The sequence below is a fragment of the Flavobacterium sp. H122 genome, from assembly GCF_004959765.1.
Lineage (GTDB): Bacteria > Bacteroidota > Bacteroidia > Flavobacteriales > Flavobacteriaceae > Flavobacterium.
This window is the reverse complement of record NZ_SJZD01000001.1, coordinates 86112-110247: the sequence shown is the minus strand read 5'-3', so window position 1 is coordinate 110247 and position 24136 is coordinate 86112. Positions and strand designations below refer to the sequence as shown.

Below are 24136 nucleotides of genomic sequence, written 5' to 3'. Positions count from 1 at the left end.
ACAGTTAAAACTCACTATACATTAATGATTATCACTAAACCTACTAGATATATCTCAATCCATAACTTTCAATTTTGTAATATTTTTCGCAATTTATAAAAATCTACAAACTAATTATTAAAAACTGAAGTCTATTCAGTACTTTTGCATCACTTTAAAAAAATAAAAAATGTTAACAGTTTCAAATTTATCAGTTCAATTTGGTAAACGAATTTTGTTTGACGAAGTAAACGTAACTTTTACACAGGGTAACTGTTATGGTATTATTGGTGCAAATGGTGCAGGAAAATCTACATTCTTAAAAATATTATCAGGAGAGTTTGACCCTACTTCAGGGCGTGTTATTCTTGAGCCAGGAAAACGTATGTCGGTTTTAAATCAGAACCACAATATGTTTGACGAACATACAGTTCTTGAAACAGTATTAATGGGGAACAAAACTTTGTTTGCTGTTAAAAAAGAAATGGACGATTTGTATGCTGATTATTCTGATGATAAAGTGGATAGAATAGGGGAGCTACAGGTACAATTTGAAGAGATGAATGGCTGGAATGCCGATTCTGATGCTGCAACAATGTTGTCCAACTTAGGAATCGGACCAGATTATCATTACACTTTAATGGGTGAAATGGAAGGAAAATTAAAAGTTCGTGTGTTATTGGCACAGGCTTTATTTGGAAATCCGGATGTGCTAATCATGGACGAGCCTACGAATGACCTTGACTTTGAAACTATCGGCTGGTTGGAAAACTTCTTAGCGAACTATGAAAATACAGTTTTAGTAGTATCTCACGACCGTCACTTCCTGGATGCTGTTTGTACGCACGTTTCGGATATTGACTTTGGGAAAATTACGCATTACTCAGGTAACTATACTTTCTGGTACGAGTCTTCTCAATTAGCGGCGAAACAACGTGCGCAGCAAAACAAAAAAGCGGAAGAGAAAAAAGCTGAATTAGAAGAATTCATCCGTCGTTTCTCTGCGAATGTGGCAAAATCAAAACAGGCTACTTCCCGTAAGAAAATGATCGAAAAATTAAATATTTCTGATATTAAGCCTTCAAGCCGTAGATATCCTGCAATTATTTTTGATCAGGAGCGTGAAGCCGGTGACCAGATTTTAAATATCCAAAACTTATCAGCATCAATTGAAGGTGAAACATTATTCACTAATGTTGATTTGAATATGGCTAAAGGTGATAAAATTGTAGTTTTCTCTAAAGATTCACGTGCTACAACCGCTTTTTATGAAATCATTAATGATAACATGAAAGCTGATTCTGGTACTTTTGATTGGGGTATTACTACAAACCAGTCTTATTTGCCAGCAGATAACCATAGCTTCTTTGATAATGATTATACTTTAGTAGATTGGTTGCGTCAATGGGCTAAAACAGAGGAAGAACGGGATGAAGTTTATGTTCGCGGTTTCTTAGGGAAAATGATTTTCTCTGGTGAAGAGGCTTTAAAAACCGGACGTGTATTATCGGGAGGTGAAAAAGTACGTTGTATGATTTCCCGCATGATGATGTTGCGTGCCAATGTATTAATGCTTGATGAACCAACTAACCACTTGGATCTTGAATCGATTACAGCATTCAATAACTCTTTGAAAAATTTTAAAGGTTCTGTATTGTTTACCACTCATGACCACGAGTTTGCGCAAACAGTTGCGAACCGTGTGTTAGAGTTAACGCCAAAAGGAGTGATTGACAGATATATGACTTTTGATGAATATCTTGAAGATGAAAAAATTCAGGAAATGAGAAAGAAAATGTATTCTTAATAAATATCAAAAATCCCGTCTAAAATTAGACGGGATTTGTTTTTTAAAACAGATTTCTATTATCTGAAATTAATTTCATTTCTTTAAACTTCCCTTTTTCAAAAGATAATCGGTTAGCTTTAATGGCTATTGGAAAATAAATATCTGTATTTGTGGTCATTTTTATCTTACTGCCACCTTTATGTTCAAATTGGATTTTACCATCTGCAATTTTAGAAAAATTTAAAGCAATAGCAGCATTTACAACACTGTCTGAATCAATACCAACGACTAAATTTTTGGCATAAATTATACCGCTGACTATGATAATATTATTCTTATTGGCATTTTTCAGCAAATCCGGATTAGGGTGTTTGAAATCAGCAGTATAAAGATAATTTGAAAGCTCACCAACAGGAACTTCTCTCGTTATGGCATTATCATAACTGATTGTGATTTTATTACCTGTTTTTATTTGACTGCCTATGTCTAAATTTATTAATCCCAATGATTTTAAAATTTCATCTAAAACAGTAATACCTATATTAAAACTGTACTCGTTAGAATTTGAAGAAGTAATAGTTAAAGATTTATTTTCAATTTGAGTAAGCTGGACATTACTCTCAAAAGCATGATTTACATCTGAATAATAAAGTTCTATTTCATCAAAAATTTTTTTTATCCAAAGTTGCAGTAATTTGTGATTCCTTACAGGACCACTGATCAAATCATAGCCTTGTTCTTTCAAATATGCGGTTAAATTCATTTGGTTATCATATTGTTTTTGTAAATACTAACTTACAAAATAATATAATCTAAACAGGATTAATTATAATAAATATCATCCCAATTTGTTATACTGAATTGTTTGCCTTTCCAGAAAAAGTAATAAATGAAAATTGCACAGTACATTTTAAAGATAAACAGGAAAGTTACTAATTTGACAGTGTTGTAACTAACATTGCCCAAATTTTTATAAGGCAAAATAAAAGTAGTCAGCAAACTTATGAGAAATATAAAGAATATAAGATATTCAAGGTTTTTATATGGTAAAACCATCCATTTTCTAAATCTGCTTAAATCATTACCCCATTTATGAATTAAATAATAATAATCGTTTCCTATGGGAATGAAAAGCAATGGGTCATCATAGTTTTTTAATTTTAAGGCTTCAGCAGTGGCAATTATCTTAAAACTATGCAATGAAGTTTTATGTATTCTTTCTAATTTTTTTATTTTGTTTATAGTTTCAGGAGGAATTTCCAATTTGTAATAGTTGCTGTCTAAAAAACGTAACCGGTAACTAATACAGATTTTTTCAATTTGTGAAATGTGGTAGATTTTATCTGCTTCCAGTTCGTTAATCAGTAATTTATTAACAGCAGTAAATTGATCAAAATGTTCTTTATCGTTTAGTATCTCTTGAGCAAATGATATCAATGTCGAATTATATCCAATTTTATCTTTTTCTTTAATCAGAATTTTTTCTATGTCAACACCTTTAAAAAGCATAACACAATCTAATAACCACTAAGTTAGTGAATTACAGATTGTGTTACAATAAAATGACTAAGTTTAACTTTTGTTTTATCTTAAACTCGCCCCTAATTCGGTTTCAAAAGTCTGCGTTAATTTACTCATTACTTTATCAATTTGCGAATCGGTTAATGTTTTTGTATTGTCTTGTAAAATAAAGCTAACTGCATACGATTTTTTACCGGCAGGTAAATTTTTACCTTGATACACATCAAATAAATCAACTTCTTTTAATAAACCTTTTTCTGTTTTAACAGCTAGATCCAAAATTTTAGCAAATGCTACATTTTCATCAACTAATAAAGCTAAATCACGGCGAACCTCAGGATATTTAGGGATTTCGACAAATTTTAAGTGATTTGTCAAGTGTTTTAATATCGCACCCCATTTAAAATCAGCGAAGAAAACTTCCTGCTTGATATCAAAGTGTTTTAAAACTGATTTTTTTACTGTACCAAATTCAACCAATGTAGAAGCACCAGCTTCATATACTAATCCTTCAGAATAAACGTCAGTTTTTAAAGCACTCGTTGTAATGTTCTTAATTCCCAGGCGCTCTAAAATTGTTAAAACATATCCTTTAAATAAGAAGAAATCTGATGGAGCTTGAGGTGAAGTCCAGCTTTCTGCTTTTCGATTTCCAGTCATGGTTAACGTCAAATGCATTTTTTCCTCATGACCTGCTAATTGTTTATGATATGTTTTACCAAATTCGAATAAACGTAAATCACTGTTTCTTCTGTTTATGTTGAAAGAAACAGCTTCTAATGCAGAAAACAACATCGATTGACGCATTGCCGATAAATCTGTACTTAACGGATTTAACATCAATACGTTATTCTTTTCATGAATCGATTCACTTAGCTGCACATAAGAAGGTGTCGTAAGTGAATTTGCCATCATTTCGTTGAATCCATTTCCAACAAGTAAATTGGCAATTATATTCTGTACTTTATAATCCTCAGATCTTGCAGAATGTGATGTGGTTGCTTTTAATTTTTGAGTGAACTCAATATTGTTGTAACCATATACACGTAAAATTTCTTCAATAACATCTATCTCACGGGTAACATCAACACGGTAAGCAGGAACAGTAAGTCCTAAACCTACTTTTGAAATACTGTTTACCTTAATATCCAAAGAAACTAGTATGTTTTTAATTTCTTCGTCAGGAATTTCCTGGCCAATTAATTTTTTTACATTTTCCAGATTTAATAAAACAGCATGATCTTCAGCTTTTTTAGGGTATACATCCACAATATCAGAAGTAATTTCCCCTCCGGCAACCTCACGAATCAATATCGCCGCACGTTTTAATGCATACTCTGCAATTGTAGGGTCAATACCTCTTTCAAAACGGAAAGAAGCATCAGAATTAATTCCGTGACGTTTTGCTGTTTTACGAATTGAAACAGGATTAAAATAAGCACTTTCAAGGAAAATAGAAGTGGTTCTTTCAGTTACACCTGAATTTTTACCACCCATAACACCTGCAATACACAAAGAACCTTTTTCATCACAAATCATGATGTCTTCTTTGCTTAAAGTTCTCTCTGTATCATCAAGAGTTACAAATTTTTGACCTTCTTCGGCATTTTTTACAATAACTTTTCCATGAATTTTTGAAGCATCAAAAGCATGCAAAGGTTGACCTAATTCGTGTAAAACATAATTAGTTACGTCAACCACATTATTCTTTGGTGTTAAACCAATTGCTTTCAAACGGTTTTGTAACCAAGATGGCGACGGGCCAACATTTATATCAGAAATAGTTACACCACAATATCTAGGAACTAATTTATTGTCCTCAACGTTTACATCAATTTTTAAAGTCCTTTTTTCAACTTTATAAGAACTTACAGAAGGTGTTATTAATTCCACATGCACATCCTGCTGTAGCATACCAGCACGTAAATCACGGGCAACACCCCAGTGGCTCATTGCATCAGCACGGTTAGGAGTTAAACCAATTTCAAAAACTTCATCGTTTTCAATATTAAAAACTTCTGCAGCAGGTGTACCTGGTTTTAATTCTGCATCTAAAACCATAATACCTTCATGACTGTCACCAAGACCAATTTCGTCTTCGGCGCAAATCATACCGTGGCTTTCTTCACCACGGATTTTTCCTTTTTTTATTTCGAAAGAATTTCCGCCTTTATCGTATAATTTAGTACCAATTGTAGCAACAGGAACTTTTTGCCCGGCAGCAACATTGCTTGCACCGCAAACAATTTGTACAGGATCACCGTTTCCTAAATCAACAGTTGTAATTTTTAATTTATCAGCATTTGGATGTTGTACACATGTTAGAACATGACCTACAACGATACCTTCTAAACCACCTTTAATCGATTGGTATTTTTCAACACTTTCTACTTCAAGACCTAAATCTGTAAGCAATTCAGAAGTTCTTTCTGAATTCCAATCTGTTTTAATAAATTGCTTTAACCAGTTATATGAAATTTTCATATTTATATTTGCGTATATATTGTATTAAGATTCGCAAAGATAAAATATGTTGTTGGAAGTTGGAAGTTTTTTATTCTATATTTGTTTCACCAAACTTTTATAATAAAAACAAATAGTTACAATGAAATTATTAGAAGGAAAAGTAGCAATTATCACTGGTGCCAGTCGTGGTATAGGTAAAGGAATTGCTGAAGTTTTTGCAAAAAACGGTGCTAATGTAGCATTTACATACAGTTCATCAGCAGAAAGCGCTTTGGCTTTGGAAAATGAATTAACAGCTTTAGGTGTTAAAGCAAAAGGATACAAATCAAACGCGGCAGATTTTAACGAGGCACAAAAATTAGTTGATGATGTTTTAGCTGAATTTGGTACAATTGATGTTTTAATCAACAATGCCGGTGTGACTAAAGATAACTTATTAATGAGAATGTCTGAAGAAGATTTTGATGCAGTGATTGACATCAACTTAAAATCGGTTTTCAACATGACTAAAGCGGTTCAAAAAACGATGCTGAAAAACCGCGCAGGTTCTATTATTAATATGAGCTCTGTTGTGGGTGTTAAAGGAAATGCGGGTCAGGCTAATTATGCGGCTTCAAAAGCCGGTATGATTGGTTTCTCAAAATCAATTGCTTTAGAATTAGGTTCACGTAATATCCGTTGCAATGCTATTGCTCCAGGTTTCATTGAAACAGAAATGACTGCTAAATTAAACGAAGATGTAGTACAAGGATGGAGAGACACTATTCCATTAAAGCGTGGTGGTACTCCTGAGGATATTGCTAATGCTTGTGTATTCTTAGCTTCTGATATGAGTGCTTATGTTACCGGACAGGTGTTGAATGTAGATGGAGGAATGTTAACATAGTAAACAGTCACAGTTTGCAGTTATCAGCTGGATGATTACAAACTGACCACTTATAACTGACCACTGAATACTTAAAAATATGACGATAAATACAATTTTACTCTTACTTTTAACATTAATTGTATCTGCTGGAATTGCATTTTATCAATATTTATACAAAGCCAATTACAAATCGCGTTTGCATTTGTTTTTGGCTTTTTTGCGTTTTGCTTCTATTTTTTTGGTTTTATTATTACTGATAAACCCAATTATTTCAAGAAAAACGTACGAAACACAAAAAACACCATTACCTATTGTAGTTGACAATTCTGAATCGGTTTCTTTTCTAAATCAGGATAAAAAAGCAAAAGAAATTGCTGATTTATTAAGTTCCAATTCAAAATTGCAGGAAAAATATCAGGTGCAGTTGTTTTCTTTTGACGAAGATTTTAATGCTGACAAACCCATTGATTTTAAAGGAAAACAATCCAATATTTACAAGGTTTTTGAGAATTTAAAACAATTATACAGAACTCAAAATCATCCTGTGGTTTTATTGACTGATGGAAATCAGACTCAAGGGTATGATTACGTCTACAACATACAGCAAAATGCAAATATTTTTCCCATTGTTTTAGGAGATACAATAGAACATTTGGATTTGAAAATCAGTCAGCTGAATGCAAACAAATATGCTTTTTTAAAAAATAAATTTCCTGTTGAAATATTCACAAATTATACAGGAAATAAACCCATAAATGCCACTGTAAGTATTCAAAGTGGTAATTCAACCATATTTAAGCAGAATATTTTCCTTTCTGCTACTAAAAAGTCAGAAGTTGTATCCGTTTTATTGAATGCTGATAGAGTAGGAGTTCATACGTATAAGGCCTTAATCACTTCAGCAGAAAATGAAAAAAATAAATTCAACAACACTAAAAATTTTGCCGTTGAAGTTATTGACCAACGTACAGAAGTAGCTTTAATTTCAAATATTGTACATCCTGACATGGGCGCGATTAAGCGTTCGATTGAAACTAATGCACAACGTAAGGTAACTATAATTAAACCGAAGGATATAAGAAATTTAAATAATTTCAATGTGTTGATTTTTTATCAACCGGATGCAAATTTTAAATCGGTTTTAGATCAGAATATTAATTTCAAAATCAACAGCTTTGTCATTACTGGTTTGAATACTGATTTTAATTTACTGTCACAATATTATAATCAGTTTGAGTTCAAAATGTCAGCCCAAAAAGAAGATTATTCAGCTGATTTCAATACCAATTTTAATGCTTTTGCCATTGATGATTTTGGTTTTGAACAGTTTCCTCCATTAGAAAATCCATTTGGTTCAATTGTACCTAAAAATAATGTAAACACATTACTTCAGGCAAGAATCAGAACTGTTAAAACGGAAAGTCCTTTACTTTCATTTACTGAAAATAATTTAAATAGAAATGCATTTCTTTTTGGAGAGAATATTTGGAAATGGAGAGTTGAAAGTTATTTAAAGGAAAAGTCTTTTGATAAATTCGATATTTTTCTTGACAAGTTAATTCAGTATCTGTCATCGAATACCAAAAAGAAAAATTTGGTTGTCAGTCATGAAAATTTTTATAATTCCGGTGAAACTATTTTAATTTCTGCCCAATACTTTAATAAAAATTATGAGTTTGATGAGAATGCACAACTAACAATACAATTAAAACACAAAGAATCAAATACGCTTAAAGTATATGATTTTGTAAAAGGTTCAAATGATTATTCTGTTGCTTTTGATGATTTACAATCAGGATCTTATAATTTTATTGTTAAAGAGAAAAAATCTAGTAACCAATATATTGGCAGTTTTCAGGTAATACATTTCGATGCAGAGAAGCAATTTGTAAATGCTGATGTAACCCGATTAAAACAATTGGCAGAAAACACTCAAGGAAAAACTTATTTTACAAATCAAATTGAACGTTTGATTAAATTTCTTGAAGAGGATAATAAATACAAGCCTATTCAAAAAGAAGTTATAAAAAAATCCCCTTTAATCGATTGGATCTGGGGATTGATTTTGTTGGCTGTTCTTTTAACCGCTGAATGGTTTACAAGAAAATATAACGGACTTTTATAAATTGTTCTTCTGATATCTTTTATGTTTTAATTGTATTGATGCTGTCTGATAAAATGAAACAGCTTCCTTAACCAATATCTCATCCATTTTTTTAACTGGTTTTTCTTCGTATTTAAGAATAAAATTTTCATTTTTTGCATTGGCATCAGGAATCAAATCAAATTGTTTTGCTTTTTGTTTAGGAGAAATGACAGTCAATTTATTCTGTTCGATAAGTCCTAAATCCTGATAAGTTGCAATTAAAGCTCGTTGTTCAAAATGAGGAGCGTTTACGTCTTGCCCGTAAAATTTACTGGTGTAGTCAAAATTCAACATTCCAAAAAGTGTCGGCATTATATCTATTTGAGACATAAGCACAGGATTTATTTTACCAGGTTTTGTTGGATCAAAAATCATAGCGGGGATATGGTATTTGTCAACAGGGAGTTCAGTTTTTCCAGCGCTTGATGCACAATGGTCTGCTAAAATTACAAATACAGTATTGTTGTACCATGATTGTTTTTTAGCCATATTGAAAAACTGTTTTAAGGCGTAATCAGTATATTTTACTCCACCATCACGTGATTTTGTATCGTTTGGAATATCAATTTTTCCGGCAGGATAAGTGAAAGGTCTATGATTGCTGACAGTCATCCAATGATTAAAAAATGGTTTACCTATTTTAGACTCTTCATTCATTACTTTAATGGCTTTTTTTGCCATGTCTTCATCACAAACACCCCAAACATTTGAAAAGGTAATCTCTTCAGGCTTCAGGTTTTTTTTATCTACAATATCATAGCCATTTCCACTAAAGAAATCTTCCATGTTATCAAAGTAAGCGTCACCACCATAAAGATACTTTACCGAATATCCTTTCTGTTTAAAAACACTTCCGGTTGAAAACTTATCTTTATTGTCTTTTCGTTTCACTATACTTTCACCAGGAGAAGGAGGAAGACAAAGAGTCACGGCTTCCAGCCCGCGGATAGTTCTATTTCCTACAGCATATAAATTTGTAAACAAAGTACTTTTTGTGGCAAGACTATCTAAAAACGGAGTGATTTTTTTTTCATTTCCGTAACATTTCATAAAATCAGCACTTAAACTCTCAATGGTAATAAGAACGACATTTTTATGTTCTTCCAGTTTATTTGATTTTATTTCCCTTTCAGTTGATAAATCTTTAATCTCTGGTATTTGAACCTTCAACAAAGCAAAAGCATCTTTTTCAGGCATTGTTTTGTAGAACTTATCATAATCCAATTCACTATTCATAAATGCCAGATAAAATCTATACAATCCATTGGCTTGTAATTCATTTGTAAAAACATTTTGTGAAGTTTCTTGTTTAGCTAATGTTGGAATTAAAAATAATCCAATTAGAAACAATCCAATATAAACACCTGATAATTGTAGCTTTTCTTTAAATGAAGGTAAATTATGTAGAAAAGATTGTGATTTCTTTACAATCAAATAGGTAAAAAAAGCTGTGATTAATCCAACAGCCGTAAATAATGGGACAACCGGATAAGATTCCATTATGTTTTTGATTACTTCGTTAGTGTAAACCAAATAATCTACAGCGATGAAGTTGTATCTTACCCCAAATTCATTCCAAAAGAAAAACTCGCTTATAGCATTCTGAATTATTAACAATGTAACAATAAATACAGCCATTGAAAAAAGTACAAGCCTTATTTGTTGTCTATATTTTGGTAAAAAAAGTAATAGCCCAAAAAGTATAGTTTTTAAAGCTATAAAGCTTATACCAATTTCAGGTAAGGCTCCGCCATATTCATTTAAAATTGTATTAAAAAAAGAAACATAGGTTAGTAAGAATGCTAAAATACCAAAGATTATATACCCCAACGGCTTATCATATTTAGAATTGGATAAAAACATTAAATACAGCCATAACAAACCGGAAGCTAAAATAAATACAAAAAAATCTGAGATAAGACCAGTAATGAAAATTTTACTTATTTCCGCCCAAGTAAAACTTGCAGATGTTATTGGATGAAACAACAAAACTATCCTTAAAACCAACGTTACAACAATGTATAGTTTTAGTAAATTTTTGAATGGGGAGATTTTTTCTAAAAACTTCATTAGTTAAAATTTCGAATACAAATTAACCAAATTTTCATTAAGTTTAAAGTGATAATTATCACATTAGAATTTATTTAACTTACTTAATATTGTTACTAAAAATTTTTTAATTATGAATGAAGCACATTATCACATGCTAATCAACCATTTTCCTATCATTGGATTGTTCTTCGGAATTGCAATTTTAGGATATGGAATGTTTAAGAAAAATGCTTTGCTGATTAACATTGCTTATGTTATTTTTATTTTCTGTATGATTATGGGAAAAATCTCAATGATGACAGGTGATAAAGCTGAGCATTTTGTAGAAGATTTATCCGGTTTTTCTCATGATTTTATCGAGGAACATGAAGAGTCAGCCGAAAGCTTCATGAAAATTATGTATTTGCTTGGTGTGTCTTCTATAATAGGATTGTACACCACTTTCAAAAAACATTCAAAAGCATTTTTGATGTCTTATTTGGTACTTGTTATTGCTGTTACTGCTGCTGTATTTGCAAGCCCGGTAGGCACTTCAGGAGGTGAAATACGTCATACTGAAATACGGGAAGGAAGTATGCCGGTTAAAGCTGATGCTGAAACTGAAAATAACGGTCATGATGAATAATCCTAAAGAATTAAGTTTTGACAATTATTTAGAAACCCATTACATACATCGCAGTAATTGGCTTCGTGCGGCGGTTTTAGGCGCAAATGACGGAATTTTATCAATTTCCAGTATCGCGATAGGTGTAGCCGCAGCAAGTGATACAAGGGAAGCAGTTGTATTGGCTACTTTAGCGGGTTTGGTGGCTGGTGCTCTCTCAATGGCTGCAGGAGAATATGTCTCGGTTAGCTCTCAAACTGATGTCGAAAAATCGGATATAGAAAGAGAGAAAAAGGAATTGGCAGAGATGCCTGAACTAGAAATGGGTATTTTAGCTCAAATTTATGAAAAGAGAGGTCTAAAAAGAGAAACAGCTCTTCAGGTGGCTAAAGAATTGACAGCGCATGATGCCTTAGGCACTCATATTCGTGATGAATTGGGCATAAATGAAATTTCACAGGCAAATCCGTTACAAGCGGCATTAGCTTCGGGAGCAGCATTTATATTTGGAGGAATATTGCCACTGCTGGTTACTTTATTTTTTCCTGTTCTAAACATGGAATATTACTTATATGGTTTAGCAATTGTTTTTTTAGTCATTTTAGGAACAATAGCAGCAAAAACAGGAGGTTCAAATGTGTTTAAAGCTATAGCAAGAATCACTTTTTGGGGTACAATTGCTATGGGATTAACAGCGCTTGTAGGACACCTATTCGGTGTGAATATTGCATAATTTTTAAAAATATTTGTTTATTTAAATTAAAACATTATAAATTTGCAGAACAATTAGACAAAATATGTTTTTAAATCAATTACATCATCATCATCATTTTTCCCACGCTCAAGCGAGGTAGTGATGATATTGTTGTAAATCATATAAACTATTAACCCGTTTGAGTATATCAAACGGGTTTTTTGTTTTGTAAAACTTCGCTGGTATACTCATAAATTCTAAACAAAATGAGTATTTTAAAAATTGCCATTCAAAAATCAGGTCGGTTAAACGAAGACAGCATCCAAATCTTAAAAGATTGTGGCATTTCCATTAACAACGGTAACGATCAACTTAAAACAACGGCTTCTAATTTTCCTTTGGAAGTATACTATTTGAGAAATTCTGATATCCCACAGTATTTACTTGACGGAGTAGTAGATGTTGCTATCGTTGGTGATAATCTTTTGATTGAAAAAGGACAAAATATTGTTGTTGCTGAGAAATTAGGTTTCTCAAAATGCAGAGTTTCAGTAGCGGTTCCCAAAACTTTTAATTATAATTCCATCAAGGACTTAAACGGATTAAATGTTGCAACCTCTTATCCCAATACTGTTTTAAACTATTTTAAATCTAAAGGGGTAACAGTTGATATACACCAAATTTCCGGGTCTGTTGAAATTGCACCTAATATTGGACTTTCTGATGCGATTGTTGACATAGTTTCCAGTGGGAGTACATTATTTAAAAACAATTTGAAAGAAGTTGAAGTCATTTTAAAAAGTGAAGCAGTATTAGCTGTTTCACCTAAAATTTCAAAAGATTCTGAGCAAGTATTAGAAAAACTTTTATTTAGAATTCAATCGGTTTTAAGAGCTAGAAAGTCAAAGTATATTTTGATGAACGTACCTAATGATAAAATTCAAAAAGTAAGTAACATTTTACCTGTTTTAAAAAGTCCTACCATCATGCCTCTTGCAGAAGAGGGATGGAGCAGTTTACACTCAGTGATAGATGAAGAAAAGTTTTGGGAGGTAATAGACCAACTCAAATTAGCTGGAGCTGAAGGAATTCTTATTTGTCCAATAGAAAAAATAGTTTTATAAATTATACAATATGAAAAAATATATTTATCCAAAAACAAACGAATGGGAAAAATTAGCAGAAAGACCAACACAATCCTTTAAAGAAATTGAAGAGACTACAAAACTAATTTTTAAAGACATACAAACTAATGGCGATAGTGCTGTTACTAAATATACTTCGGTATTTGATGGAGTTGTGATTGAAGATATTCTTGTTTCTCAAAGTGAATTTTCAGAAGCCAATCAACAAATTAGTACTGAATTGAAAGAGGCTATAGCGACTGCAAAAGCAAATATCACTAAGTTTCACATGATTCAAAAACGTTCAAAAATTGAAGTAGAAACAACTATGGGTGTAAATTGTTGGATGGAAAAACGTCCCATAGAAAAAGTTGGATTGTATATTCCTGGAGGAACAGCTCCTTTGTTTTCAACAGTTTTAATGTTGGCTATTCCAGCTCAAATTGCAGGTTGTAAAGAAATTGTATTGTGTTCGCCACCAGATAAAAATGGCAAAATAAATCCTGCGATTCTTTTCACGGCACAATTATGTGGAGTAACCAAAATTTTGAAAGTTGGTGGAATCCAAGCCATTGCTGGACTAACATTTGGAACGGATACTATTCCTAAAGTTTCTAAAATTTTTGGGCCAGGAAACCAATTTGTCACGGTGGCTAAACAAGTCTCAACGCAATATGGAGTAGCTATCGATATGCCTGCAGGACCAAGTGAACTTTTAGTATTTGCTGATGAATCAGCTAATCCAAGCTTTGTTGCTTCTGACTTATTAAGCCAAGCAGAGCACGGAACGGATAGTCAAGTAATTTTTGCTACGACATCAAAATCTTTTCTAAAATTGGTAGAAAATGAACTCAAATCACAATTGGCTGTATTAACAAGAAAAGAAATAGCCGAAAAAGCCATTGAAAATTCTAAAATGATTCTTTTCAAAAGTGCTGAAGAAGCTTTAGATTTTACCAATTTATACGCCCCTGAACATTTTATAATTTGTTCAAAAAAAGAAAAATATTTTGTTGAAAATATTAGTAATGCCGGCTCAGTATTCATAGGAAATTACACTCCTGAAAGTGCTGGAGATTACGCTTCTGGTACAAATCACACCTTGCCTACAAATGGTTATGCTAAAAATTACAGTGGTGTAAGTTTAGATAGCTTTTTAAAGTCAATCACTTTTCAAAAAATCAGTAAAGAAGGCATACTAAATTTAGGGAAAACAATCGAAATTATGGCCGAAGCCGAAGGTTTACAAGCTCACAAAAACGCTGTTTCTATAAGACTAAAAGAATTAGAAAATGAAAATTGAAAATTTAATCAGAAATAATATCAAAGCGATGAAATCTTATTCATCAGCAAGAGATGAATTTGAGGATTTTGAAAAAGAAATGATTTTTTTAGATGCCAACGAGAATCCCTTTGAGAATGGGGTAAATCGTTATCCTGACCCACAACAAAAGTCGGTAAAATCAATTTTATCAAAGATCAATAATATAAACGAAGATCAAATTCTTCTAGGAAACGGAAGTGATGAAGTGTTGGATTTATTGTTTAGAGCTTTTTGTGAACCTAGACAGGACAATGTAATTACTTTGCCTCCTACTTATGGGATGTATGATGTATTGGCTAATTTGAATGCAATAGAAAATAGGGAAGTAATCTTAACCAACGATTTTCAACCAGATTTAGTACAAATATTAGAGGCTGTTGACCAGAATACTAAAATTATTTTCTTGTGTTCGCCCAATAATCCAACAGGGAATTCATTTTCAGATGAAAGTATTGTAACTTTATTACAAAAGTTTAAAGGCTTGGTAGTTATAGATGAAGCTTATATCAATTTTTCAGATAAAGAAAGTTGGTTACAAGAATTAAATGATTATCCTAATTTAATTATCACACAAACTCTTTCTAAGGCTTATGGTATGGCAGGAATTCGTTTGGGTATTTTATATGCGTCAAAAGAAATAACATCGATTTTGAACAAGATTAAACCACCTTACAATGTTAATGTATTGACTCAATTAAAAGCGATTGAAAGGCTTGAAAAAAATGATTTGGTCAAAAAAGAAATTTCTGTATTAAAGAGTAATAAAGAGCTTTTATTTAAAAAATTACTTGAAGTTAATTTTGTTGTAAAAATATATGAATCAGAAGCAAACTTTATATTGGTAAAAGTAGATGATGCTTCAAAAAGATACAAGCAACTATTGGAACAAGGAATTGTAGTTCGTAATAGAAGTAATCAAATTTTATGCGAAAATTGTTTACGGATTACCATAGGAACTGCTGATGAGAATAACAAACTATTAAACACACTAAAATCATTACAAAATGCCTAAAAAAGTTTTATTTATTGACCGGGACGGTACTATTATAAAAGAAACCATTGATGAACAGATTGACGGTTTTGAAAAAATGATTTTCTATCCTAAATGTATTCCTTTTTTAAGTAAAATAGCTAAAGAATTAGACTATGAGTTGGTTATGATAACTAATCAGGACGGATTAGGTACACCTTCATTTCCTGAAGAAACATTCTGGCCAGTACATAATTTCATCATGAAAACATACGAAAATGAAGGAGTTATATTTAATAAAGTTTTTATTGACAGGACATTTCCAAATGAAAATGCAAATACTAGAAAACCAGAAACTGGGTTACTGACAGAATATTTTACTGAAGATTATGATTTAGGAAATTCATTCGTCATTGGTGACCGATTAACAGATGTTGAATTAGCTAAAAATCTTGGTGCAAAGGCTATTTTTATTAATGAAAATACCAATTTAGGAACTAATGAAATCTCTCTAAAAGAAGAAGAACTACAATCTTTCATTGCTTTGGAAACCAATGATTGGGAGAGAATTTATCAGTTTTTAAAGTTGGAAAACAGAGTAGCTTCGATCACTCGAAAAACAAATGAAACGGATATCAAAATCAATTTAAATCTGGATGGAACTGGCAAAAGTAATATCAAAACTGGTTTGGCTTTTTTTGATCATATGTTAGACCAAATTGCCCGTCACGGACAAATGAATTTGGAAATTCAGGTCAACGGAGATTTAGAAGTAGACGAACACCACACCATTGAAGATACTGCAATAGCATTAGGTGAAGTTTTTAATCAAGCTTTAGGGAATAAATTAGGCATTGAACGTTACGGTTTTACATTGCCAATGGATGATTGTTTAGCGCAGGTAGCTATCGATTTTGGCGGAAGAAATTGGTTGGTTTGGGATGCCGAATTCAAGCGTGAAATAATAGGTGAAATGCCAACAGAAATGTTTTTTCATTTTTTCAAGTCCTTTACAGATGGTGCTAAGTGTAACCTGAATATCAAAGCCGAAGGTACTAATGAACACCACAAAATTGAAGCTATTTTCAAAGCCTTTGCAAAAGCTATCAAGATGGCTGTTAAGAGAGATACCGAAAAAATGATTTTACCATCAACTAAAGGAATGTTGTAAGCCCCCTAACCCCAAAGGGGGAATTTCAGAAGTGTTACTTTTAGTGGAAAACACTGAACTAAAAAAATAAATAAATGATAACTAATAATATAGACAAAGTTGCTCAAGCTCCCCCTTCGGGGGCTGGGGGGCTCATTGCTATTATAGATTATGGAGCAGGAAATGTACAAAGTGTACTTTTTGCATTAGAAAGAATTGGATTTGCTGGAAAAGTAACTTCAGATCCTGAAGAAATTAAAAAGGCTGATAGAGTTATTTTCCCTGGCGTAGGTGAGGCGAGTAGTGCAATGAAGATGCTAGAAGAGAAGGGTTTAGTTAAAGTAATACTTCAACTCAAACAACCTGTGCTAGGTATTTGTTTGGGAATGCAATTGTTATGTAAATCTTCAGAAGAAGGCAATACAATTGGTATTGGAATTTTTGATGTTGAGATTACGAAATTTTCAAATCAATTAAAAGTACCTCAAATGGGTTGGAATACAATTTATAATTTAAAATCACCATTATTTGAAGGCATTTCAGAAAATGAATATATGTATTTAGTTCACAGTTATTATGCTCCTCAAAATACTAACTCAATCGCCACTACCAATTATGATATAGAATATGCCAGTGCATTACATAAAGACAATTTTTATGGAGTGCAATTTCATCCTGAAAAGAGTGGAAGAGTAGGAGAAAAAATTCTCTATAATTTCTTGACAAAATGCTGATTACTTTTTATTAACTACTATTTACTTAACAATGAGAATAATACCAGCCATAGACATCATAGACGGAAAATGTGTCCGATTATCAAAAGGCGATTACGAAACAAAAAAAATATACAACGAGAACCCATTGGAAGTTGCCAAACAATTTGAAGATTCTGGAATTGAATATTTACATTTAGTGGATTTAGACGGTGCTAAGTCTAGTAAAATAATCAATCATAACGTTTTAGAACAAATTGCTACTAAAACAAATTTAAAGATTGATTTTGGTGGTGGATTGAAAACCGATGAAGATTTACGAATAGCTTTTGAATGTGGTGCTAACCAAATTACAGGTGGAAGTATTGCTGTCAAAAATCCTGATGTTTTTCAAGAGTGGATAAATAATTATGGATCCAAAAAAATTATTTTGGGAGCCGATGTAAAAAATGGAAAAATTGCCGTTTCAGGTTGGTTGGAAGAAAGCAAGGAAGAATTAATTCCTTTTGTTCAATCTTATCAAATTAAGGGAATTAACTATATAATTTGTACTGATATTGATAAAGACGGAATGCTACAAGGACCAAGTTTTGATCTATATAAAAAGATTTTGACCGAATGTAAAAATATAAAGCTAATTGCTTCTGGTGGGATTTCAACTTTTTCAGAATTACCTAAATTGGCTGAATTGGGCTGTGAGGCAACCATTGTTGGGAAAGCTATTTACGAAGGAAGAATAAGTTTGAATCAACTTGAAAAATTTATTATTAAGAATTGAAATTGTTATTGAATTTTGAAATTGTAAAATGCTGACAAAAAGAATCATTCCTTGTTTGGATATAAAAAATGGAAGAACTGTTAAAGGGGTTAATTTCGTTGGACTTCGCGATGCCGGTAATCCAGTAGAATTAGCAAAAAAGTATGCTGATACAGGCGCTGATGAATTGGTTTTTTTGGATATTTCTGCCACAGAAGAAAGAAGAAAAACGTTAATTCCATTGGTTAAAGAAGTGGCTAAAGCCATCAATATACCGTTTACGGTTGGTGGCGGAATTTCTTCTATAGAAGATGTTGAACTGCTGTTAAGAAATGGAGCCGATAAAGTTTCGGTGAATTCTTCTGTAGTTAAAAATCCGGATTTAATTTATGAATTATCTGCAAAATTTGGTAGTCAGTGCATTGTGGTAGCCATTGATGCCAAGCAAATAGACGGAGTTTGGAAAGTACATTTAGTAGGAGGGAAGCAACCTACTGAAATTAATTTGTTTGATTGGGTGAAAGAAGCAGAGCGTCGTGGTGCTGGTGAAATTCTTTTTACTTCTATGAATAATGACGGAACTAAAAATGGTTTTGCAAATGATGCTTTGTCTGAATTATCTCAATTGGTTAATATCCCAATCATTGCTTCGGGCGGAGCAGGAACAAGAGAACATTTTTTAGAAGGATTTGAAATAGGAAAAGCTGATGCTTGTTTGGCGGCCAGTGTTTTTCACTTTGATGAAATTGCAATCCCTGATCTAAAGAATTTTTTAAAAAATGAAGGAATACCGATAAGATAATGGATTTTGAAACACATATTATTGAAATTAGATGAATTTTTCTAATCAGTGTTTTGAAAAAAAATAATAGAACCTAATTCATAATTTAGAGCAGCACAGATTATTGAATTTACATGAATTTTAAAAATCTGTGTTAAAAAAAATGATAGGTCAGATTTACAATTTACAGCAACACGGATTATTGAAATTTGATGAATTTTACAAATCAGTGTTTAAATAAAAAAATGATGAAACTCGATTTTACAAAATACACTAACGGACTCATTCCTGCCATTATTCAGGATAATGAAACAAAAAATATCTTTATGCTTGGGTATATGAACCAGGAAGCATTGAATAAAACATTAGAAACGAAAAAGGTCACTTTTTTTTCTCGCTCAAAAAATAGATTATGGACAAAAGGAGAGGAGAGTGGTAACTTTTTAAATTTGATTTCAATACAAAACGATTGTGATGAAGATACTTTATTAATTAAAGTAAATCCCGTAGGTCCAACTTGTCATACAGGAACAGATACGTGTTGGCAAGAAAAAAACGAACAAGATTATGGGTTTATTTCTAAGTTGGAAACTATAATCGAAGACCGGAAAAATAATTCCAATTCTGAGAAAAGCTATGTTGCTTCCCTTTTTGAAAAAGGCATTAATAAAATTGCTCAGAAGGTAGGAGAGGAAGCAGTAGAAGTTGTTATTGAAGCCAAAGATGACAATGACAATTTGTTTCTAAATGAAAGCGCCGATTTATTGTTTCACTATCTCATTCTTTTACAAGCTAAAGGATTCAAATTAGATAATGTCGTTAAATTTTTAAAAGAAAGAACTAAATAATTTTGGAGTTTCAGATTGAATTTTGGTATTTTTAAAAATAAAAAATGATTTCAAAAGCAGAACTCGATTTTCTTTCTGAATTGTCCCAAAACAATAACAGAGATTGGTTTAATGAACACAAAAAAAGGTTTGAAAGTCATCAGGAAATAGTCAAAACACATTTTAACGAAATCAACCTCGAATTGTCAGTGAAAGATAAATTGGAAAAAATGCAAATTCACCGAATTTATCGGGATATCCGATTTTCAAAAGATAAAACTCCTTATAAAAACAATTTCAGTGTGAGTTTTGATAGAGCGAAGCCTTATTTGCGTGGTGGCTATTATTTGCACATTCAACCGGGTGCCAGTTTTATTGGTGGCGGATTTTGGGAACCCAATGCCGAAGATTTGAAACGTATCCGAAAAGAATTTGAATTAGACGATACTGAAATACGCTCAATTATCTCCGAAGAAAATTTTGTCAAGCACTTTGGTACTTTACAAGGTGCTGAATTAAAGACCGCTCCGAAAGATTTTGACAAAGAACATCCGGCCATTGATTTAATCCGCAAAAAACAATATTTGGTTTACCGCCGTTTTACAGACAAAGAAATAACCAATCCAAATTTCAAAGAGGAAGCTATAAATACGTTTGCGGCCATGAGGCCGTTCTTCGATTACATGAGTGATGTACTTGGAACAAACTTAAACGGCGAACCTATCTATTAATTATTCTTCTAATAACTGAACATTGCTTTTTAAGCGTTCAATCAATAAATTCATCATTCTTTTATTTAAGTTTGATGAATTTTTTATGTATTCTGCATATTCATCAAGCGTAAATAAGGCAATTATCATTCCTTTAAGTGAATTACGAAATTTAATGTCCTTTTGAATCACATTCTCTATATACGCTAATTTCTTTTCAGGAGTGAGTTTGAAAAAAACATTCTTTTGTTTTACCGCATAATTACTAAAAACCTGAATGAACAAATCATTTTGGAGTTTTAAAATTGGACGGATGGTTTTATTTTGAAATGCTTCTTCAGATGAAGATTGTGCATTAACATTTCCTAAAATTTCACCTCTTAAATTTAAGAGTTTTTCATCACGGGTATCCATTTTTTGTTTTTTATTAAATTTAATAAAATTCCTCCCAGATTCAGAATTTACTTTCAAAAGTTATTAGTAAATTAGTGTTGAAAACCTCTAACATGTATACCTCAAAAATATTTGTAACTGTCGATATTATCCTGCACAAATGCAATAAAATTTTGTTGATTAAGCGTTTAAAAGATCCTTTTAAAGATTGTTGGGCGTTGCCTGGAGGTTTTGTAGATGAAAACGAAGATTTAGAGGAAGCGGCTAAGAGAGAATTATTGGAAGAAACATCAATAAATGTGGATACATTGGAACAAATCGGTGCTTTCGGAAAACCTTTTAGAGACCCAAGACATCATACAGTTTCGATAGCTTTTTATGGAAAAGTTCCTGATGAAACAATTGCTATAGCAGGTGATGATGCTAAAGAAGCCTATTGGTTTTCAATAAATGATTTACCTGAATTGGCTTTTGACCATGAAGAAATTATAGATAAAGCAATTCAAATAATTAACAAATAACCAAATCAACAAATACACATATGAGATTTCACACAAGAAAATGGGTAAAACCTGAGGATTTAAACCCGAATCATTCATTATTTGGAGGAAAACTATTAGCATGGATCGATGAAGAAGCGGCTTTATACTCCATTGTACAACTGGAAAATCCAAGAGTTGTAACCAAACACATGTCGGAGATCAATTTTATCAGTTCTGCAAAACAAGGTGATATTATAGAAATTGGTTTGGATGTAGTAAAGTTTGGAAATTCATCTTTGATTTTAAAATGTGAAGTACGCAATATGATGACTCGCGAAACAATAATTACCATCGATACCATCACAATGGTAAGTTTAGGTGAAGACGGAAAACCCAAAGCTCACGGTAAAACTAAAGTAGAATATGTTAAAGATAGAATTCAAGGAATAGATTAAATGAAGATATATAAATATTTATTGTTTAATCATTTAAATTAATTTATGATGATTGCTAATAAATAGTGGCTGGATTTATTTTCCAAAAGAATTTTTGGTCAGCCACAAAAGTTCTTTTAAAAAATTTAATTTATAAAGTATACCTAAACCCAAATATTTCTAAATCTCCATGAATAAAATCCAGGTCGTCAGAACGTTTAAAGCCAATATCTTCATACATCTTCCAAGCCGGTTTCATGGCATTTGTCGTATGAATAATTAATTGATCAGCTTTAAGTTCTTTAGTTCTTACAATACATTTTAATGTAAGTGCTTTACCCAATCCAAGTCCGCGAGCAACATCACTTATTCCTAAGAGTCTGAAACCGCATGAGTTTTTTTCTTTAGTAGCTATTCCTCCAGAACCATAATATTGCATATCTCCAATAAAAACCACTCCTCCCAACAACTCATTTTCTAAAGAAAATGCTCCGAAAAGTTCAATGGTTGGTTTTTGCGTTAAATCTCCAACATTTTTCAGCATCTCGTAATAAGCTGGCTGTTTATCTATTGTAAAAAAACCTTCTAAGTTGGAATATACTTCAACTAAAATTTCTCCTAGTTTAGCATATTCCTCTGGACGAACAGTTCTTATGATAAAAGATTCATTTATAATTTTCATGCTTCGGAAAAATTATTTTTTCCCGAAGGCATTTCGAATATTTCCAAATCAAAATAACTTACAGAGGCCAATGTATGATCAAAAATATCGCTCATGATATACTCGTAATTCAACCAACGTTTATCTTTGGAAAAAGCATAAATTTCAATCGGAATTCCTTTTTCCGTAGGTTGTAAATGTCTTACCATCAACAACATGTCTTTGTTTAAGCCGGGATAGTTTTCTAAATAAACAGTCAGATATTTTCTAAACAAACCTAAATTAGTCAAATTTCTGCCGTTTAGAGCTAATGATTTATCGATATTGTGTGTTTGATTATGAGTGTTGATATCCTTTGCCTTCTTTTCTATATAATTTTTCAGAAGGTGAATTTTTTTGTATTCTTCTAATTCTTCTTCATTTAAAAATTTAATAGAACTTGTTTTTATCAATATGTGACGCTTAATTCTTCTTCCATTTGAAGAAATCATACCGCGCCAGTTTTTAAAACTGTCAGAAATAAGACTATAAGTAGGAATAGTAGTAGTTGTGTGATCAAAATTCCTGACTTTTACAGTCGATAAGTTAATCTCGATTACATCACCATCTGCACCAAATTTATCCATCGTAATCCAGTCACCTATGCGTACCATATCGTTAATGGATACTTGTACACTGGCAACAAAGCCTAAAATAGAATCCCTGAAAATCAATATAATAATTGCCGAAACAGCTCCAATGGTCTTAAATACTGTATCCGGATTGACATTAAATATTTTAGCAACAATAAGCGTTAATCCAAGTATCCATAATAAAATCATGATAACCTGAACATAACTGTCTATAGGTTTGTCACTGTACTCGCTTTTGGTTTTTAAATGGTCACGTATTGCTTTCAGGGTGGAATTTATAATCCAAAGTGTCAATAGAACAATATATACTGCAACCAAACGACCGAAAATGGTTTCCCAGGAAGTGAAATCATTTAATATGATAGGCACAGTTTTGTAAATATATATCAGCGGAATTAAATGTGACATATATTTAGCTGTTTCATTTGAAATCAGCAAATCATCAAATTTGGTTTTGGTTCGTTTAGCTACAATTGCCATAAGTGTAACCAAAACAAAGCGGCATAAAAGATAAATACCGTAAACAATAAAACTTAAAATAACAATATTTATTGCCAGACTCAAATAAGAGGCAATTGTATCGTTAAAATCTAACTTTTTGAATAAACTATAGCACCAATCGAATATTTTTTCAGTTTTTTCAAACATTTCTTAAATATTTTTTTTCAATATAAAATGTACCAAAAGGAGGAATTGAAGCCAGGCAGATTAGAGCATATTTTTTTAAATTCCATTTTTCCGCACTCATTAATAAAGTAGCAAAAAGAATATAGCCTATAAAAAGTATGCCGTGTGCCATGCCAATATATTTTACAAAAACGGGCATATCAAAAGCATATTTCATTGGCATTGCAAAAAAGAATAATAAAATTGCTGAAATACCTTCAATCAAGGCTAGAGTTTTAAAATTTTTAAGTGTTATCATTATAATTGAAAATTTATTATTGCCGCTGCAACTAAAGAATATGCAAAGTAAAGAAAACTTTAGAAAGTAATTCTCCCTGAAACTGCTAAAAATAGTTAAAAAAAATAATCTGTAATTTTTTTAATAAAAGTGCT

24 protein-coding genes are annotated in these 24136 nt (G+C 31.8%); 16 read left to right on the top strand and 8 right to left on the bottom strand.

Features of this window, described 5'->3' with window-relative positions; all coding sequences use genetic code 11:
* The first annotated feature begins 169 nt into the window (after nt 1-169).
* On the top strand, nt 170-1786 hold the full coding sequence (locus tag EZM65_RS00585) for an ABC-F family ATP-binding cassette domain-containing protein (RefSeq protein ID WP_136666575.1): 1617 nt from the start codon (nt 170-172) through the stop codon (nt 1784-1786).
* 43 nt (nt 1787-1829) lie between these two features.
* On the opposite strand, the gene EZM65_RS00580 is transcribed toward EZM65_RS00585, so the two are convergent.
* The 3 genes from EZM65_RS00580 to pheT all read right to left on the bottom strand — a co-directional run bounded on the left by EZM65_RS00580 (nt 1830) and on the right by pheT (nt 5773).
* Nucleotides 1830-2531 (bottom strand): hypothetical protein, encoded by a 702-nt coding sequence (locus EZM65_RS00580; RefSeq protein WP_136666574.1) that lies wholly within the window; start codon nt 2529-2531, stop codon nt 1830-1832.
* Nucleotides 2532-2590: 59 nt separating this feature from the next.
* Entirely contained in the window at nt 2591-3277 is a 687-nt protein-coding gene (locus EZM65_RS00575; protein WP_136666573.1) for a hypothetical protein, read from the bottom strand.
* A gap of 75 nt (nt 3278-3352) precedes the next feature.
* On the bottom strand, nt 3353-5773 hold the full coding sequence (pheT, locus tag EZM65_RS00570) for a phenylalanine--tRNA ligase subunit beta (protein ID WP_136666572.1): 2421 nt from the start codon (nt 5771-5773) through the stop codon (nt 3353-3355).
* Nucleotides 5774-5894: 121 nt separating this feature from the next.
* Here pheT and fabG point away from each other — a divergent pair, with 121 nt between their 5' ends.
* Nucleotides 5895-6641, top strand: a complete 747-nt coding sequence (gene fabG, locus EZM65_RS00565; protein ID WP_136666571.1) for a 3-oxoacyl-[acyl-carrier-protein] reductase — start codon at nt 5895-5897, stop codon at nt 6639-6641.
* 79 nt (nt 6642-6720) lie between these two features.
* Nucleotides 6721-8748, top strand: coding sequence for a VWA domain-containing protein (locus tag EZM65_RS00560; protein ID WP_136666570.1), 2028 nt, complete (start codon nt 6721-6723; stop codon nt 8746-8748).
* On the opposite strand, the gene EZM65_RS00555 is transcribed toward EZM65_RS00560, so the two are convergent.
* Entirely contained in the window at nt 8743-10839 is a 2097-nt protein-coding gene (locus EZM65_RS00555) for an LTA synthase family protein (protein ID WP_136666569.1), read from the bottom strand. The two genes, EZM65_RS00560 and EZM65_RS00555, sit on opposite strands and share 6 nt — an antisense overlap.
* A 112-nt stretch (nt 10840-10951) precedes the next feature.
* On the opposite strand from EZM65_RS00555, the gene EZM65_RS00550 reads away from it, so the two are divergent.
* The 11 genes from EZM65_RS00550 to EZM65_RS00500 all read left to right on the top strand — a co-directional run bounded on the left by EZM65_RS00550 (nt 10952) and on the right by EZM65_RS00500 (nt 20496).
* The gene (locus EZM65_RS00550; RefSeq protein WP_136666568.1) at nt 10952-11446 is read left to right on the top strand and encodes a hypothetical protein; all 495 of its coding nucleotides are present in this window, start codon (nt 10952-10954) and stop codon (nt 11444-11446) included.
* A complete protein-coding gene (locus EZM65_RS00545; protein ID WP_136666567.1) occupies nt 11436-12158 on the top strand; it encodes a VIT family protein in 723 nt (240 codons plus the stop codon). Before EZM65_RS00550 ends, EZM65_RS00545 begins: the two co-directional genes overlap by 11 nt.
* Before the next feature lie 227 nt (nt 12159-12385).
* Nucleotides 12386-13243 carry an ATP phosphoribosyltransferase gene (gene hisG / locus EZM65_RS00540; protein ID WP_136666566.1) on the top strand — a complete coding sequence of 286 codons (858 nt, stop codon included), beginning with the start codon at nt 12386-12388 and terminating at the stop codon, nt 13241-13243.
* A gap of 10 nt (nt 13244-13253) precedes the next feature.
* Nucleotides 13254-14546 (top strand): histidinol dehydrogenase, encoded by a 1293-nt coding sequence (gene hisD, locus EZM65_RS00535; protein ID WP_136666565.1) that lies wholly within the window; start codon nt 13254-13256, stop codon nt 14544-14546.
* Nucleotides 14536-15579: a histidinol-phosphate transaminase gene (gene hisC, locus EZM65_RS00530; RefSeq protein ID WP_136666564.1), complete on the top strand. Its 1044-nt coding sequence runs from the start codon at nt 14536-14538 to the stop codon at nt 15577-15579. The genes hisD and hisC overlap by 11 nt, the downstream gene beginning before the upstream one ends.
* Nucleotides 15572-16708 carry a bifunctional histidinol-phosphatase/imidazoleglycerol-phosphate dehydratase HisB gene (gene hisB / locus EZM65_RS00525; protein ID WP_136666563.1) on the top strand — a complete coding sequence of 379 codons (1137 nt, stop codon included), beginning with the start codon at nt 15572-15574 and terminating at the stop codon, nt 16706-16708. The genes hisC and hisB overlap by 8 nt, the downstream gene beginning before the upstream one ends.
* 74 nt (nt 16709-16782) lie before the next feature.
* The gene (gene hisH, locus EZM65_RS00520) at nt 16783-17421 is read left to right on the top strand and encodes an imidazole glycerol phosphate synthase subunit HisH (RefSeq protein WP_136666562.1); all 639 of its coding nucleotides are present in this window, start codon (nt 16783-16785) and stop codon (nt 17419-17421) included.
* A gap of 31 nt (nt 17422-17452) precedes the next feature.
* Nucleotides 17453-18178: a 1-(5-phosphoribosyl)-5-[(5-phosphoribosylamino)methylideneamino]imidazole-4-carboxamide isomerase gene (hisA, locus tag EZM65_RS00515; protein WP_136666561.1), complete on the top strand. Its 726-nt coding sequence runs from the start codon at nt 17453-17455 to the stop codon at nt 18176-18178.
* 28 nt (nt 18179-18206) lie between these two features.
* Nucleotides 18207-18959: an imidazole glycerol phosphate synthase subunit HisF gene (gene hisF, locus EZM65_RS00510; RefSeq protein ID WP_136666560.1), complete on the top strand. Its 753-nt coding sequence runs from the start codon at nt 18207-18209 to the stop codon at nt 18957-18959.
* Between the two features lie 227 nt (nt 18960-19186).
* Entirely contained in the window at nt 19187-19786 is a 600-nt protein-coding gene (hisIE, locus tag EZM65_RS00505) for a bifunctional phosphoribosyl-AMP cyclohydrolase/phosphoribosyl-ATP diphosphatase HisIE (protein WP_136667143.1), read from the top strand.
* Between the two features lie 44 nt (nt 19787-19830).
* Nucleotides 19831-20496 carry a DUF2461 domain-containing protein gene (locus EZM65_RS00500; RefSeq protein ID WP_136666559.1) on the top strand — a complete coding sequence of 222 codons (666 nt, stop codon included), beginning with the start codon at nt 19831-19833 and terminating at the stop codon, nt 20494-20496.
* Here the strand turns inward: EZM65_RS00500 and EZM65_RS00495 are convergent, their stop codons facing one another.
* Complete coding sequence (locus EZM65_RS00495; RefSeq protein ID WP_136666558.1) at nt 20497-20889, bottom strand: glyoxalase; 393 nt, start codon at nt 20887-20889, stop codon at nt 20497-20499. It lies immediately after the preceding gene.
* A 92-nt stretch (nt 20890-20981) separates the two neighbouring features.
* Between EZM65_RS00495 and EZM65_RS00490 the strand changes: the two genes are divergently transcribed.
* Both EZM65_RS00490 and EZM65_RS00485 read left to right on the top strand, forming a co-directional pair.
* Nucleotides 20982-21389, top strand: a complete 408-nt coding sequence (locus EZM65_RS00490; protein ID WP_136666557.1) for an NUDIX hydrolase — start codon at nt 20982-20984, stop codon at nt 21387-21389.
* Between the two features lie 20 nt (nt 21390-21409).
* Entirely contained in the window at nt 21410-21805 is a 396-nt protein-coding gene (locus tag EZM65_RS00485; protein ID WP_136666556.1) for an acyl-CoA thioesterase, read from the top strand.
* Nucleotides 21806-21935: 130 nt separating this feature from the next.
* Here the strand turns inward: EZM65_RS00485 and EZM65_RS00480 are convergent, their stop codons facing one another.
* The 3 genes from EZM65_RS00480 to EZM65_RS00470 are packed head-to-tail and all read right to left on the bottom strand — an operon-like array spanning nt 21936 to nt 24002.
* Complete coding sequence (locus EZM65_RS00480) at nt 21936-22466, bottom strand: GNAT family N-acetyltransferase (RefSeq protein WP_248574798.1); 531 nt, start codon at nt 22464-22466, stop codon at nt 21936-21938.
* Nucleotides 22463-23725, bottom strand: a complete 1263-nt coding sequence (locus EZM65_RS00475) for a mechanosensitive ion channel family protein (RefSeq protein ID WP_136666555.1) — start codon at nt 23723-23725, stop codon at nt 22463-22465. Before EZM65_RS00475 ends, EZM65_RS00480 begins: the two co-directional genes overlap by 4 nt.
* Nucleotides 23718-24002 carry a DUF3817 domain-containing protein gene (locus EZM65_RS00470; protein WP_136666554.1) on the bottom strand — a complete coding sequence of 95 codons (285 nt, stop codon included), beginning with the start codon at nt 24000-24002 and terminating at the stop codon, nt 23718-23720. The genes EZM65_RS00475 and EZM65_RS00470 overlap by 8 nt, the downstream gene beginning before the upstream one ends.
* Nucleotides 24003-24136: the final 134 nt, after the last annotated feature.